Raw genomic sequence first — 13,705 nt, 5'->3', positions numbered from 1 at the left:
GCTGATTCTCTCCTGAGATTTCTTCGTTCCTGAAATTTATCGAAAATGAAAATTTCATTGATTACTTGGTTTATGTTGCTAGCTATGAGCGCCACCCGCCGGTTGGTCGGCCAGTGGAATGGGCATATTGCCCATGATCAGTCATGTTGCCATTTGTACTTTCTATATGGAGTCGTACGGAAGGTTTTCAAGGGCTTCAAGCCAAATTTTTTTGGCTTATTTTCGGATCTATTGATATCTGATGAGCAGGGGGCAAAAACGCCAGTATGAACAGCATGCTGGCGTTTTTGTCGTCTACTTCTTACATGTTTCATTTCTTGGTTATACGCCCCATCAACGGCGGTCAGGGGTATCGTGCTCAATGACTTCCCCTTCAATCGTCGTACCTTCACGTGAAGTATGGTTTTCATCCCTTGTCGCTGAACTATCAAATGTCCGCGCATTGGGATCGAATCCGGGGTGGTAAGGTTCAACATCATCCTTGCGTACCTTGCGATTCAGCATGGGGATCAGGCAGATCAATCCCAGCAGGTCACTGATTGGCCCGGGAAGAAACAGAAGAAAACCGGAGATCACTGATGAGCTGCCCAGCAATAGCTCACGTTTATTAACTTGGCCCTGCATCATGCTGATCTGAACCTTTCGCAAGGCATGAACCCCCTCTGTCTTGATCAACCTGATACCTGCAATACCGGTAACAAGAATAAGCAGGAGTGTGGGGAGTACACCGACCAGATGCCCCAGTAGAAGCAGGGCGATCAGATCGGCTAAAACATACAGTACAAACAATATAAAAATAGGCATGGAGATTTCCACGGTAAACAATATGAGTAGGTTAGATTGTAACACCTGTCGAAAATTTCAATGTGCCAAATAAAAAAAGTTTGGGCCAGCGTTCAACTTGTCAGGGGTTGAAGGCTATTTCAACGGTTAAAGGATATTTTGCCCTTGAGTTTCTCTGCTGTAGCACGGCCTATGCCTTTTACCCTTTCAAGATCCGATGAATCGATGAAAGGCCCATGCTGATTACGTTCATCGATAATCGCGTGCGCACGGGTTCTACCTATCCCAGGCAATCTCATCAACTCCTCCAGAGACGCGCTATTGACGCTGATTAATGTCTGCCCAATATATGGAGGCTCCGTTGCCAATGGCGATAATTCTGTGGCTTTTGCTTGTGCACCTTCGATATGAAAAGGTATCAAGGCCAGTAATAATACGATGATGCCTTTGTGCAGTCGTTGATTACACTTCTGCTGCCAATGATGTGCAGATACACGCCACCATGGGCACATGGATGGAACGTCCAGCATGTCTTTACCCTCCGGGTTATCTAAAATTGATTTTCAACGTGTTTTAACGGCTACGTAATGGTGTGGAACCCCAGTGGTTTTAAACATGAAGATTTTTAAAACATGGATGTTTTCGGCCGACGACTTCTTTTTTTGAATGTTATTTTCGCCACGATCGCGCCATCTTAAGCAATGCATAAACTTGCTCTATTAAAATGGCATTCTCTTTTAACCCATTGGAGATGCAGTATGCTCGGCTCGCACCGGCGCTTCAGTGCCCCGAGTCGCCGTTGCAAAGGTATTTGCAGACGTAGTCGCAGATAGCGATATGAATATAAACGAATATAAATATAGAAGTGGATGTAGCCGAACCTGCAAAAATGTGGATATAGCCGCTGCCGAACTTGATTTCTCCATGGCGGGGGTGGGAGCAAAACAAACGTGGAGCGGAAGAACGCTGGATAAAATGCGGCAGCGTTCTGTAAAGTGGACGTAGGCGGGCAAAATCATGATGTGTTATAGGGGAAGGTAAACGGGCTTTTTGCCAATTTGTTGATTTTTATCTGCTAACTCACTGATTTATGAAATAATAGAGAGAACATAATAGTCTCAAGGAACATGTATGCACACACCGCTAATTATTGCGCTGGATTACCCTACGCTGGATGAGGCGCTGGCGACTGCTGATTTGTTGGACCCGACCAAGTGTAGGGTCAAGGTGGGCAAAGAGCTATTTACCCGGGAAGGACCACTGGTTCTGAGAGCACTGCACAACCGTGGTTTTGAAGTGTTTCTGGATCTGAAATTTCATGATATTCCAAACACGGTGGCGAATGCTGTTGATGCAGCAGCTGACCAAGGCGTCTGGATGCTGAATGTTCATGCCCTGGGTGGTCGTCGGATGATGGAAGCTGCCGCCCGTGTGATTTCCAAACATCAGTTCGATACTCACCTGATTGCCGTTACTGTGTTGACCAGTCTGGCGGGAAGTGAGCTGGATGAAGTGGGCATTACACCGACGCTGGATGAAGAGGTAGAAAAGCTTTCCCAATTGGCTCAATCCTCTGGTATGGAAGGCGTCGTATGTTCAGCGCGTGAAGCGAAACGTGTAAGGCAAGTGTGTGGTGATGAATTCCTGAAAGTGACTCCGGGTATACGGCCGGCTTTTGCCACTGCAGATGACCAGCAGAGAATTACTACTCCCAGCCAGGCACTTCGAGACGGGAGTACCCACTTGGTAATCGGTCGGCCAGTGACTCAGGCAGAGAACCCTCGGGAGGCTCTGGATGCTATTCTGGATGAAATTAGCCCCTGGCTTTAATCGGTAATGTAAAAGGAAGATAGTGATAACGCTTTCATCTTTTTAAATGGGTAGCATGTGTTTCAGTAGCGCCTCCTTGGGGAGTAAGCAGACACTTTGCATTATATTAGCTGCCCATTATGTGCGAGCGACGTTTGGCTTTATTCTCGTCTTCCTGACAAATCACATAAAAAAAGCGCTGAAATGCATCAGCGCTTTTTTACTACCTGATTACCCGCTTTTATCCAAACGGATTTGGCACAATGTCCGACACGTATTTCAGCGTTGAACGCCTTCATTTGGGGCTGGCTGAACCTGCCTGGAGTCATTGGCCTTGAGTTGATCAATTTCTGACTGTTTGTGCTTGATCTCCTTATTGGCACGGTGAATGCGGGCACGTAGGCGGATATAAAGGCCGCTCATGGCCAGCATGCCAATAATGACACCAATCACCAGACAGGCGAGTAACCAAAGGGCGAGGGAGGCCGCCGGTAGCTTCGTCCAGATAACATCCAGAGGCACGGTTTCCTGATTACGAATGACAAACAGAATGCCGATAACCAGTACAATGATGGCCACGACAATGGAGAACAGTCCTTTGATCAAGCGCATGAGTGACAATATCCTAAGGGCAATATGAAGTGACGGTGGTGGAATTCATGCTTCACACAATGCCGCCAACACGAATGATGCCAATTCTTGTGCATCCTCTATGACCGTATAGCATGAGAACGGTCTTGAATATCAGCAGTGTACCATCATTATGCAACAAATTTGATAGGCTGAAATCAATCCAAAAGGCTCAATATCCCAAAGCACGACTCTCGTTTACCTGTTCTCGCAATTCTTTACCGGGTTTGAAATGTGGAACAAATTTGCCTTCCAATGAGACAGTATCGCCGGTTTTAGGGTTCCGACCAATGCGTGGTTCGCGGTAGTGAAGGGAGAAACTTCCAAACCCCCGGATTTCAACGCGCCCACCGCTCGACAGTGTTTCAGTGATATCATCAAGAATCAGACGTACCGCTGTTTCTACGTCACGCAATGATAAATTGGGGTGCTGCGCAGCAATCTGCTCAATCAACTCGGACTTCGTCATTACAAGGATCTCCAAGCGAGGCTAATTCGTGAAAACCTTCTGTTTATTTGTTGTACAGCATTGATTGTCTTACCTCAGCATAGCGGTGCTGTCTAAGAAAAACAATTATTTAAAAAACAATCGATTAGCCCATAATGTTGAAATTGTAGTAAAAAGATCAGTATAGAGGCCGATATACCTATTGAAACACATTGGAAATGAAGGAATCTGGATATGATGGACGAACGTGCACACAGCCGATTACGCTGGCATTCGCGCCGAGGTATGTGGGAACTCGACATGATGCTGATGCCGTTTTTTGATAACCGTTTTAGTCAGTTGGATGATGCTTCCCAACAGGCTTATCAACGTTTGATTGATTTCGAAGATCAGGATCTTTTCGGATGGTTGATGCGTAGGGAACCCGTAGTTGATCCCTCTTTACAGCCCATTGCAAATCAAATCATCGAGTATGCACGCTATCGTGACGAAGTTAACGTTCGTCCGGTCTAATAGTGCCCTTTGTGCGCACATCCTAATGGCCGCAGTTATCCTTGTGTGTACTGTTCTGTTGGCAGGTATCGAATGGGGCGTACTGGTATTGGCAGCTGTTCTTCCTTTTGTTTGGATGGACGGGCGTACCCGTATTCCTGCGCTATGGTGGGATGCAATATCTGATTGTTGGTATGACGCGGACCAAAATGCGATCAATGTATCGGCATTTCGTTTGGCGCCAGGCATTGTTGGCATGAGGCTGGGAAGCAAAAACAGCGGCGTAAAAAATTACTGGGTATGGCCCGATAGTGCGGATGCCCAAACGTTATGGATGCTTCGCCGTGCACTGATGGGTACTGAGCTTAGGTGATGCCCATCAAAAGCAGGGCATCGGTCAATTATCTATTTGCCTTGTAAACGCCATGGTGCGCTAGCGAGTATAGTGATGCCCCATGCGGCTAGCCCAACATGGCAGATACCCACTCATATGTATAAGTCGATGTGAACCTTTCAAGCGTTGAATATGCCTCCGAAAAGGAATATGGCCTATCCTGATGGGATTGTGTCTTGCTCCATAGTATCTTTTAACGCCTTGTTCTTGAGTGAAGAAAATAGTGGAGAAGTATAGTGATGAAGCCATTCAGGTGAAGCCATGGGCTATCCAACGGCGGTATTGGGGGAACTGCCGCCGTGCTTCTAATCCGGATCATCCGGTTTTTTGTGTTCAATGCGAAGAATGTCACTGATGAGGGATTCATGCTCGGCTTTTTGCCTCAAACGGCGGCTGGGTAGGCGTTGAATATCTCCCAGAATAGCGATCATTTTTTGCGTTTGAAGTGCTAGCTCATGGTTCAACCAGAGGTAGCCGCTCGGGCTGAATAGCCAGCGTCCATCCTTGGCATGCGCATTCATGGCTTTTTCCGCATACTGTTGAAGGGAAAAACGGGCAATCTCCAAATCAATGGTCTGGCCCGTTCGTAGTTGGTAGGCGAGTGTCCCTATTTCAGTACTTAATCGATGCTGTTCTTCATTCAGTCCTTCCAACCCCTCGATAAGCCGATTCCCTTCCCGAGTATCCCAGTGCGTATCCAATAGCAGTTCTGTTGTGGAAATCATCTGGCGCTCAATACCGATCACTTGCATCAACACGGCTCGGCTTATTCTTTTTTCCTGATTGACAGCCTCTACCAGTCCCAACTGCTTGATATATTGCGCACTGATAGTCTTCGTCAGATTCTGCTTCAACACCTCATCCAAATGATCCGCGGTAATATTGGCATTATAAAGACGATTTATCTTGTCGAGATTGTCAGATAGCAGGAAGCGGAATACATCGGTAGATTTTTGAGGAAGAATAACCAGCGTCACCACGATAGCGGTGGTCGTTCCAAAAATAACGTTAATTGAACGCCATAAACCGGTGGAAAGTTCGGGGTTACCGTCCCCGACGACCATTAGAATGGTAATACCGAAAACAAGCGCGCTATACCCGTATCGTGTCCGGAAGGTGGCGTACAAGGCCCATGCAATACCCGCTAGGGTCATCAGATCACTGATAATCAGTGAATGGATAGGCAGGGAGAGTAACAACAGGCCATATATGGCACCTAATATGGTACCGAGCAAACGTTGTGCTCCCTTGATGACGACACCCCCTACGTGAGGTAGCGTCCCCATTACCATCAATGCACTGATCAGTGCCCAACTACCATGGGGAATGCCCAGCACTCCAATGATCAGGAAAATGAGCCCCAGGGACACAATTGAGCGAAGCACATGAATGCGCTGGCGGTGTAAATGAATAAAGTAAGGGTCTCGAAGCGCGGATATCAGACGCATGGGTTCACAGTGTCTAAGATTGGATGATCAGTGCACATGAAAGGCTGAATATAACCATTGGTAAGCGCGGAGCCTACCGAGCATACAATTTATCATACTTTAGTATCATGACTCTCGTTTTATTATCCACCCTCATTTGTATGCCGTGCATCCCTTTGTCATGAGAGGATGTACATGTATGCCTTTTCCTGCCGAGCTTCTTATAGCAACGTATTTTTCTAGCCATGCATCCGAGCACTCGTGGCCTGAAAATCTCTTCCGAGGAAAACAATCATACGCTTATTGGTAATATCTTCCGGATCAACGCTATGTTGCGATGTGCATTCAGATCATGACATCCATCGCAGCATGTTTTGTTCAATCGTCCCGAAAGCACCATAGTGCCAAGCGTGGTTACGTTGCCCATGACCTATAGGTAGCCCCTCAAACATGGGGATATGCGCACCCTTTATCCAATCCGCAAAGAGATCCTTGATGGTCAGCGACTTGTCAGGATCATCACAGCCCACGAATTCCCCCAAGCCAATACCCTTGATCAAGGATTTATCCAGGCTTTCGATAAGTTGAAAGAAAGATCGTTCCAAGTGATAAAAAGCTTCGTTAACATCTTCAATCAGAAGAAAATAGTCTGAAGAGGGCTGTAGCGCTCCTTGAGTCCCACATAGGCTGGCGAGTACGGTTAGATTACCTCCCAATAGGGGAGTGGGTGTGGTGATCTTCAGTGAGTCTCGAGTTGGCAAGATACCCTGGTGCTGATTCAGCACTTCCCCCACTGAAGCCAGTGATTGCCAACCCTCCGACTGAACCAGTGCTTCATCGGAAAGCTCAAAATCCAGTTTGTTGACTTCATTGGCAACGGGGCCATGTATGGCTTTCAACCCATGTTTATGAAATGCAATCAATAGCGCTGTAATATCCGAATAGCCGATAAGGGGAATATCCTTTGCACGTGACAAGCGCTGCCAATCGATGTGTGAAATCAATTGTGCGGAGCCATATCCACCCCGTACACACCAGACGGCATCTATATCATCCCGTTCGAAGGCCGTATAAAGATCTTCCAATCGATCTTCGATACTGCCCGCCAAATAACGACGTTTACGGGCGCCCACATGTGCCGATGGAAATGCGCTGACCCCAAGTTGTTCAAGCCGGTGTAGCGTTTTCTGCAATTTTTCTGGCGGTGTTGCTCCTGCTGGAGAAACAAGCGCTACAGTTTTTGGTGTTTTCCATAAAGACGGCATCATATGTGTTCATATCCTGGGTAATAACGTATGACATGTGTCCATTCTGTAGATGGAATGGATTTATAAATTTGCCTGGCTGTTGAGTACAAGCCTGCTCAGCTACTCATAATCACACTGTATGCTACCTGGTGCGATGTCTACCCTTGTGCCACATCCTTTAGCGTACAAGAAGCCTCACTTTCTGATAATCTTCCGTATATTCATGAAGCGTTTGGTGAACATAAAATGAGTACACAGGATTACGATACAACGGACAGTGCCCGCATTGCAGCTCTTCAGGTCGGGTTTGTTTCTCTACTTGAGCTTTTGGGACAAGAGAGCAATGAAATCAAATTGCGGGTTCGAGAATGCCTCCGACAAACTGCCGAAATGCCTGAAAACGCCCCTTTTCGTAACGGCTTTTTCGAGCTGGAGCACATGATCGAACAGGTATCACAAACGCCAGAAGCACCCGAGGCTACTTCTTCAGATGCATAAAAATTCTGTTTAACTGGCAGCAAAGCGTAGTAATGCAATTCCTCCCAAGGCGGGAATTAACGCAACAAGACACAACAGAAGAAGAGGGCGTCCCTGTAGGGGACGTTTTAACCGAATCTGTTGTATTACCGACAATACTAAAATAGCGAAAGTAGCCGCCAACGGCACAATTACCATTAGCATTCCAAGAGTGTAATAAAAATGTGTCAGGGACATGGGGCATCCGCTAAAAATGACGGTTAATGGATAATGATTGATTTCAGGTTTGCAATAACGTGTTGAACCAATAGCACCGCCAATATAACGATACTGCCTACGCGGCTGCCTGGTCTTATTACATTGAAGGCATCATACCGGGCACCGACATACCAGGGATAATGACATCGGGATGTTATCCTTCAATTACTTCCAGTGTATCCTGTTGTTTTCAAAAAGTATTGTCCAGTGCAGGTGGTGCTTAATGGGCACCCTCCTGCACGGAAGTCTATTAATAAATTACGTCAGGTGAATCCATACACCTCGTCGTAACTCATGTATCACTATTTGACAAAGACTGATGTTTGATCAGTTTTCCTGACCCTCATTGGCTGCCATTGTTTCCAGCAGGGTTTCGGTATCAATGATATGACCGCCATCTGCTTCAATGCAGGACAACGCAATGCCATAAGCCATATCAGCAGAGATACCACGATCATGGAAACCAAAGCCAATCACAGCATCCGATACCACATCTACCTTGTATTCCATATCCATGGCAGTGGGGACAGTGTGCAGGATGGAGGAGTGCAGATCTGAACCAATGAGGAACAGTTCGGATATTCCCTTTTCTTTTAGCAGCTGGTTAATCGCTGTCGAAGAGAAAATGGACGCAGTGTGTTTTACAAAGACATGCTCCTGATCCTCTGCCATGGTGTCCTGAATGGGAGGGTAACCCTCGGCATCGACATGCAGTGGCAAATGAGGAGCCTTGTCTTCATGAAGTACATGGATAACGTCCAACGAGGCTTCGCGGAATGCTTCAATGATTCTTGGCGCATTTGCCATTGCCTTGTGGTGCTTGTAGTCCGCTCCGCCCTGAATACGATTCAAAACATGTTGCTGCATACCGATTACGATCAATGCCTTGGTCATTTCAATTACCTCTATTCAGCCTGATTTCAGGCCTGTTTCATGGAATACCTTCAAAAAGTGCCCCATCCGGGATGCCTGTAATCAATTTTTTGTCGGGAACAAACAGAAATTCTGCTCTATCCCTCCATTCCAGACTCTTTCAGATAACAAGACTCTGTTTGATACAGCACCTTGGGCATAGATGTTATCGGCGGGAAGAAGTAAAAATTTCCTAATTTAAACTTAAAATTACTGATATGAGGTACCACAGTACGGTGTTAGCTGACTTTTAGACGAGCACTTGAAGGGTATTTATAGAAAGGAACCATCGGTCACGTTGTGGCGAGATGGATGAAAAGGAGGAACTCCATTTACTATGTGAAAGGGAAATTGGGAAAGGGATATGATGATGATTAACCACGCAAAAAAATACCCGGCCAAAGCCGGGGTATCAAAATAAGGATCATTGCAAGGGATCACTTTTTAAGAGTCTTGAATCACGGATTAGTTCCTGAAGAAGTGTTTTTCTTATTTACTCTGTTCCTCGGGTATCTTTTTATAGCATGTAAGCTATTGTTTTATTAGGAAATATCTTTGTTAGCCATTGTCTGAAATATTCACGATATGCCTTTTGTGTTCAGGCTTTAAATGCCCATGTATCTGCACTGGTGTCATGAAATAGTGACAAATTGGCTCTTCCTACGTTGATTTTTAGGGTAGAAATAAGAAGAAAGCGTAAGGAGAGTGTCTGTGATGGTATATCAAATACGCCGATTGATGATGCGTGATTATAGTGAATGGCATGCATTGTGGACGGCTTATCTGGATTTTTATTCCACCACTGTTCCAGAAGCCGTATATACCACGACTTTTGGCCGATACCTTGACCCTCATGTTACGGATCAACAAGCATTCGTAGATGAAGAAGAGGAAAGGCTCATAGGTCTGGTCCATATCATTTATCATCCCCACCACTGGCGGATTGAAAAGGTATGCTATCTGCAGGATCTTTTTGTTATACCCGAATCAAGCGGCAAGGGTGTCGCGACTGCGTTGAGAAAAGCTGTATATGAAGCGGCTGATATGAATGGAACACCTTTTGTTTATTGGATGACGCAAGCATTCAATCATACAGCGCGCCGCTTATTTGACAACATAGTGAATCTAGCGCCATTTATTAAATATCAGCGGTAAAAGTTTGTTATGTTTCTATATACTAAATCCGAGAAATTTGCTTCCCGTTTACCGGATAACTTGGTTTATTTAGCGGATTGAATAAGTGCAATATGACTAGCTGTTCACGGGGATAAAATACCCCCTGCCTTTTGCTATGATCTGTATCACATACCCTAACTGCGAGAATCAAAATGATAGCCACACTGAGTTATGGTGGAAGCAAACAAAAGAAGATATACCGAATTGCTATCAGACGGTCAGATAGAGAAGTCTTCAAGGGCTTCGATTACGTCACTATTCGTATTGATGGAATCGCATCTGATTACCGAATCAAGCCGAGCTTTTGGAATAGCTGCAACCATGTTGACGACACATCCAACAATAGGGCCATAGAAGAATGGGGGACAAAAAATGGCCTAATACCATGGAACAAAGGAAAGCCACCCAAAGTAAATCTTGTGCCTGTCGGACATGGCGTATTTGAGCTGTCGTTGCTCTGAAAGATGTAAAGAGAAGCGAGATTATACAATCTTAAGATCGATGCGGATAGATTGCGACCACGACGGGGAGGGGGAAGAGCTAAACGTATAACCCATTGATTTCAATGGTGCCCGAAGCCGGAATCGAACCGGCACGACCTTACGGTCGAGAGATTTTAAGTCTCTTGCGTCTACCTATTCCGCCATTCGGGCTACGGGGAAAATTCTGAGTGGAGGCTGGAGTCGGAATCGAACCGGCGTACACGGAGTTGCAGTCCGCTGCATGACCACTCTGCCATCCAGCCTATAACCAGTCATTGACATCACTTTATCAGATCAATGCTGGAGCGGGAAACGAGGCTCGAACTCGCGACCTCCACCTTGGCAAGGTGGCGCTCTACCAACTGAGCTATTCCCGCTTGAACACGAGGGCGCATTATACTTGGCGCAGGCGTGGTGTCAATTGGAACCTATTGCTTTTTGGGGAAATTTTTACGATTTACATATCCCGAACAAGATCAGGCCACGCTGCACGTAAATATTGAAGCATTGACCATAGCGTCAAAATCGCTGCTGCATAAAGCATGAGCTGAGCGATAAATGCCACGATTGTGCCTGGTATTGCGCCCAACAAAATGAAAATCGACAGCATCTGTAATGCCGTTTTTACCTTCCCGATATAGGAAACGGCCACATTGGCTCGTTTGCCCAGCTCTGCCATCCATTCACGCAATGCCGAGATAACGATTTCACGTCCGATAATGACAAGGGCTGGCAAGGTCATCCATGCGTTGGAGTAACGCTGAATCAGCAGCGCCAGGGCAACAGCCACGATCAATTTATCCGCTACCGGATCGAGAAATGCGCCAAAAGGCGTGCTTTGATTCCAGCGGCGCGCGAGAAAGCCGTCAAACCAGTCTGTAATGGAGGCCAGGCCAAAGAAAATGGCGCAGATGAAATAACCAATATGCGAGGGCAGATAGAAAGCAATAACCAGAAGCGGAATGAAAATAATACGGATCAGCGTCAAAATATTGGGAATGTTCATTGCTCAGGTTGTTCCTTGCTCGTGGGAAAGCACTGGCTTTCTTTAAAGGTACCGCCTGCTTGCGGCCCTACGGGCCTTATTCTAGGCAAAGAGAACGGTGGCGTCGAGACACTTTCATTCAGTAAGAAGAGGAAAAGGTCCTACGTTACCCTATGCCTAGCTGCCATGGAGTGCTGCGTGGATCTGCGAGGCTAGCTGGCGACTGATGCCCGGTACACGCGCCAAATCATCCTGGCTCGCTTCCTTCACACCTTGAAGGCCACCAAAATAACGGAGTAATTCGCGGCGTCGCTTGGGGCCGACACCGTCAATCTCCTGAAGTGTTGAGGTCCGCCTCGCTTTGTCGCGCCGCTGCCGATGCCCGGTAATGGCAAAGCGGTGTGATTCATCACGAATATGTTGAATCAGGTGAAGCGCAGGGGAGGTCGCATCCACTTCAATGCTGTTATCCGTTGTTTCAAGAAAGAGGGTTTCGAGGCCAGCCTTGCGAGTAACCCCCTTGGCGACTCCCATGACTTTTAGCTCGCCAACACCCTCTATTCCTGCCAGCACCTCGCGTGCCATGTTGAGCTGACCTTTCCCTCCATCGATAATCAGCAGATCAGGGCGTTTACCATCTTCATCCACGATACGCTTGTAACGCCGAGTCAGTGCTTGCTGCATGGCGGCGTAATCATCACCGGGAGTAATCCCATTGATGTTGAATATACGATAATCCGATTTGAGTGGGCCATTCTGGTCAAAGACCACGCAAGAGGCAACGGTGGCTTCACCATGACTATGGCTGATGTCGAAACACTCCAATCGTTTGGGGACTTCTTTCAACCCCAATAAATCACGTAGCCCAATGAAACGTTCCATGATGCGTTGGTGATTGGCCAGCTCAGTCGCCAGATGTTGTTCCGCATTGGTGAGCGCCAATTGCTGCCATTGAGCACGGTGTCCTCTGACCTGATGTGTCAAACGAATATTCCGTTGCGCCCGTTCGCTCAGGGCTTGCTGTAGAACATCTGCATCGTCCACCGCTTCAGACGTAATGACTTCATGGGGAATTTCACGTTCGCCCCCAATATAATATTGCGCGATCATGCCCGAGAGCAGCTCTCCCTGCCCGACATCAAGGCCACTTTTGGGCGTAAAGTGCTGTGCTCCCATGACCCGACCTTGCCGGATGGTCAGTAGCGTGATTACAAAACCACCGGGGCGCTGGACATAGGCGAAGACATCGGTATCTCCATGTTGTACTTCCACGTTTTGCTGGCTTTGCAGACTTCGCAACTGCTGAATCTGGTCGCGTAGCCAGCCGGCCTTTTCAAAAGCGAGGTTTGCCGCCGCCTGTTCCATATCCTGACTGAGCTGTAGCGCCACTTCTTCACTTTTACCTTCTAGACACATGACGGCATGGTCGAGGTCGCGCTTATAGTCTTGCTGTGAAATCAGCCCAACGCAGGGCCCACTACAACGGCCGATCTGATACTGCAGGCAGGGGCGAGAGCGATTGGCGAAAACGCTGTTTTCACAGTTGCGTAACCGGAAAATCTTTTGCAGAAGCGATAGCGTTTCCCTTACCGCCAATGAGCTTGTGAATGGGCCAAAGTAACGGCCATCCTTGCGTTTGTAACGTACTCGACGGAATTCCAGTGCGGGGAAGTCATGCGTGTTGCCAACATAGATATAAGGGTAGGACTTGTCGTCCCGCAATAAAATGTTATACGGCGGTTTGCGGGATTTGATCAGCGTCTGTTCAAGAATCAACGCTTCCGTTTCGTTGTTCGTGTAGGTGAGCTCTATCCGATGAATACGGCCGACCAACGCCTGTGTTTTAATATTCAGGCCAGTCTTGCGAAAGTAGCTCGACAATCGCGCACGCAAACGCTTTGCCTTGCCCACATAAATGGTATCGCCTGCCTCGTTATACATAATATAGACGCCCGGCTTCTGCTGTGTATTCTTGAGGAATTCACTGGCATTGAAGGCAGGCGAAGAAGAGGGCGTTGGCTGTGCGATGGAACCGCTTTCAACCCGTGGTGTATCCGATGATGACAAAGTAATGCCCCAGACAGTCCGGATGAATGAATCAACAGACAATAATGTTGAGGATAGTTTAGCAAATATGGTGGCTATGTAACACGGAAGGCGTCTATACCAGCGACAACCCGGGGAA

15 protein-coding genes and 3 tRNA genes are annotated in these 13,705 nt (G+C 47.1%); 5 read left to right on the top strand and 13 right to left on the bottom strand.

Going from position 1 to position 13,705, the window contains the following annotated elements:
* Positions 1-333: 333 nt before the first annotated feature.
* Both LMG33818_RS02735 and LMG33818_RS02730 read right to left on the bottom strand, forming a co-directional pair.
* Positions 334-804 carry an FxsA family protein gene (locus LMG33818_RS02735; protein WP_442321812.1) on the bottom strand — a complete coding sequence of 157 codons (471 nt, stop codon included), beginning with the start codon at positions 802-804 and terminating at the stop codon, positions 334-336.
* A gap of 119 nt (positions 805-923) precedes the next feature.
* Positions 924-1,313, bottom strand: a complete 390-nt coding sequence (locus LMG33818_RS02730; protein ID WP_442321811.1) for a ComEA family DNA-binding protein — start codon at positions 1,311-1,313, stop codon at positions 924-926.
* A 601-nt stretch (positions 1,314-1,914) separates the two neighbouring features.
* Between LMG33818_RS02730 and pyrF the strand changes: the two genes are divergently transcribed.
* Positions 1,915-2,613: an orotidine-5'-phosphate decarboxylase gene (pyrF, locus tag LMG33818_RS02725; RefSeq protein WP_442321810.1), complete on the top strand. Its 699-nt coding sequence runs from the start codon at positions 1,915-1,917 to the stop codon at positions 2,611-2,613.
* Between the two features lie 258 nt (positions 2,614-2,871).
* On the opposite strand, the gene LMG33818_RS02720 is transcribed toward pyrF, so the two are convergent.
* Positions 2,872-3,204, bottom strand: coding sequence for a lipopolysaccharide assembly protein LapA domain-containing protein (locus LMG33818_RS02720; RefSeq protein ID WP_442321809.1), 333 nt, complete (start codon positions 3,202-3,204; stop codon positions 2,872-2,874).
* Between the two features lie 190 nt (positions 3,205-3,394).
* The gene (locus LMG33818_RS02715; protein ID WP_442321808.1) at positions 3,395-3,691 is read right to left on the bottom strand and encodes an integration host factor subunit beta; all 297 of its coding nucleotides are present in this window, start codon (positions 3,689-3,691) and stop codon (positions 3,395-3,397) included.
* 213 nt (positions 3,692-3,904) lie between these two features.
* Between LMG33818_RS02715 and LMG33818_RS02710 the strand changes: the two genes are divergently transcribed.
* Both LMG33818_RS02710 and LMG33818_RS02705 read left to right on the top strand, forming a co-directional pair.
* Complete coding sequence (locus tag LMG33818_RS02710) at positions 3,905-4,183, top strand: FAD assembly factor SdhE (protein WP_442321807.1); 279 nt, start codon at positions 3,905-3,907, stop codon at positions 4,181-4,183.
* 25 nt (positions 4,184-4,208) lie between these two features.
* Entirely contained in the window at positions 4,209-4,535 is a 327-nt protein-coding gene (locus LMG33818_RS02705) for a hypothetical protein (protein ID WP_442321806.1), read from the top strand.
* Between the two features lie 326 nt (positions 4,536-4,861).
* Here LMG33818_RS02705 and LMG33818_RS02700 read toward each other — a convergent pair whose 3' ends face one another.
* Together LMG33818_RS02700 and LMG33818_RS02695 are read right to left on the bottom strand one after the other, a co-directional pair.
* Positions 4,862-6,004: an FUSC family protein gene (locus tag LMG33818_RS02700; protein WP_442321805.1), complete on the bottom strand. Its 1,143-nt coding sequence runs from the start codon at positions 6,002-6,004 to the stop codon at positions 4,862-4,864.
* A 329-nt stretch (positions 6,005-6,333) separates the two neighbouring features.
* A complete protein-coding gene (locus LMG33818_RS02695; protein WP_442321804.1) occupies positions 6,334-7,251 on the bottom strand; it encodes an LD-carboxypeptidase in 918 nt (305 codons plus the stop codon).
* A gap of 225 nt (positions 7,252-7,476) precedes the next feature.
* On the opposite strand from LMG33818_RS02695, the gene LMG33818_RS02690 reads away from it, so the two are divergent.
* Entirely contained in the window at positions 7,477-7,728 is a 252-nt protein-coding gene (locus LMG33818_RS02690) for a hypothetical protein (protein ID WP_442321803.1), read from the top strand.
* A gap of 9 nt (positions 7,729-7,737) precedes the next feature.
* Here the strand turns inward: LMG33818_RS02690 and LMG33818_RS02685 are convergent, their stop codons facing one another.
* Together LMG33818_RS02685 and LMG33818_RS02680 are read right to left on the bottom strand one after the other, a co-directional pair.
* Complete coding sequence (locus LMG33818_RS02685) at positions 7,738-7,944, bottom strand: hypothetical protein (protein WP_442321802.1); 207 nt, start codon at positions 7,942-7,944, stop codon at positions 7,738-7,740.
* A gap of 348 nt (positions 7,945-8,292) precedes the next feature.
* A complete protein-coding gene (locus LMG33818_RS02680) occupies positions 8,293-8,859 on the bottom strand; it encodes an isochorismatase family protein (RefSeq protein ID WP_442321801.1) in 567 nt (188 codons plus the stop codon).
* A 732-nt stretch (positions 8,860-9,591) separates the two neighbouring features.
* Between LMG33818_RS02680 and LMG33818_RS02675 the strand changes: the two genes are divergently transcribed.
* Entirely contained in the window at positions 9,592-10,032 is a 441-nt protein-coding gene (locus LMG33818_RS02675; protein ID WP_442322172.1) for a GNAT family N-acetyltransferase, read from the top strand.
* A gap of 587 nt (positions 10,033-10,619) precedes the next feature.
* Here LMG33818_RS02675 and LMG33818_RS02670 read toward each other — a convergent pair.
* The 5 genes from LMG33818_RS02670 to uvrC form a co-directional block, all read right to left on the bottom strand.
* Positions 10,620-10,706: transfer RNA gene (locus tag LMG33818_RS02670), tRNA-Leu, on the bottom strand.
* Between the two features lie 18 nt (positions 10,707-10,724).
* Positions 10,725-10,798 (bottom strand) — tRNA-Cys (locus LMG33818_RS02665).
* Between the two features lie 38 nt (positions 10,799-10,836).
* Positions 10,837-10,912: transfer RNA gene (locus LMG33818_RS02660), tRNA-Gly, on the bottom strand.
* 80 nt (positions 10,913-10,992) lie between these two features.
* The gene (pgsA, locus tag LMG33818_RS02655; protein ID WP_442321800.1) at positions 10,993-11,541 is read right to left on the bottom strand and encodes a CDP-diacylglycerol--glycerol-3-phosphate 3-phosphatidyltransferase; all 549 of its coding nucleotides are present in this window, start codon (positions 11,539-11,541) and stop codon (positions 10,993-10,995) included.
* 156 nt (positions 11,542-11,697) lie between these two features.
* Positions 11,698-13,548 (bottom strand): excinuclease ABC subunit UvrC, encoded by a 1,851-nt coding sequence (gene uvrC / locus LMG33818_RS02650; RefSeq protein WP_442322171.1) that lies wholly within the window; start codon positions 13,546-13,548, stop codon positions 11,698-11,700.
* Positions 13,549-13,705: the final 157 nt, after the last annotated feature.

This window comes from Cernens ardua, assembly GCF_051251085.1.
GTDB lineage: Bacteria > Pseudomonadota > Gammaproteobacteria > Pseudomonadales > Halomonadaceae > Cernens > Cernens ardua.
Note: the sequence above shows the minus strand (reverse complement) of the source record. Positions and strands in the feature narration are given on the sequence as shown.

Coding starts and splice junctions, on each gene's coding strand:
- LMG33818_RS02735 (WP_442321812.1), bottom strand. CDS start 804: ATGCCTATTTTTATATTGTTTGTACTGTATGTTTTAGCCGATCTGATC.
- LMG33818_RS02730 (WP_442321811.1), bottom strand. CDS start 1,313: ATGCTGGACGTTCCATCCATGTGCCCATGGTGGCGTGTATCTGCACAT.
- pyrF (WP_442321810.1), top strand. CDS start 1,915: ATGCACACACCGCTAATTATTGCGCTGGATTACCCTACGCTGGATGAG.
- LMG33818_RS02720 (WP_442321809.1), bottom strand. CDS start 3,204: ATGCGCTTGATCAAAGGACTGTTCTCCATTGTCGTGGCCATCATTGTA.
- LMG33818_RS02715 (WP_442321808.1), bottom strand. CDS start 3,691: ATGACGAAGTCCGAGTTGATTGAGCAGATTGCTGCGCAGCACCCCAAT.
- LMG33818_RS02710 (WP_442321807.1), top strand. CDS start 3,905: ATGATGGACGAACGTGCACACAGCCGATTACGCTGGCATTCGCGCCGA.
- LMG33818_RS02705 (WP_442321806.1), top strand. CDS start 4,209: ATGGCCGCAGTTATCCTTGTGTGTACTGTTCTGTTGGCAGGTATCGAA.
- LMG33818_RS02700 (WP_442321805.1), bottom strand. CDS start 6,004: ATGCGTCTGATATCCGCGCTTCGAGACCCTTACTTTATTCATTTACAC.
- LMG33818_RS02695 (WP_442321804.1), bottom strand. CDS start 7,251: ATGATGCCGTCTTTATGGAAAACACCAAAAACTGTAGCGCTTGTTTCT.
- LMG33818_RS02690 (WP_442321803.1), top strand. CDS start 7,477: ATGAGTACACAGGATTACGATACAACGGACAGTGCCCGCATTGCAGCT.
- LMG33818_RS02685 (WP_442321802.1), bottom strand. CDS start 7,944: ATGTCCCTGACACATTTTTATTACACTCTTGGAATGCTAATGGTAATT.
- LMG33818_RS02680 (WP_442321801.1), bottom strand. CDS start 8,859: ATGACCAAGGCATTGATCGTAATCGGTATGCAGCAACATGTTTTGAAT.
- LMG33818_RS02675 (WP_442322172.1), top strand. CDS start 9,592: ATGGTATATCAAATACGCCGATTGATGATGCGTGATTATAGTGAATGG.
- pgsA (WP_442321800.1), bottom strand. CDS start 11,541: ATGAACATTCCCAATATTTTGACGCTGATCCGTATTATTTTCATTCCG.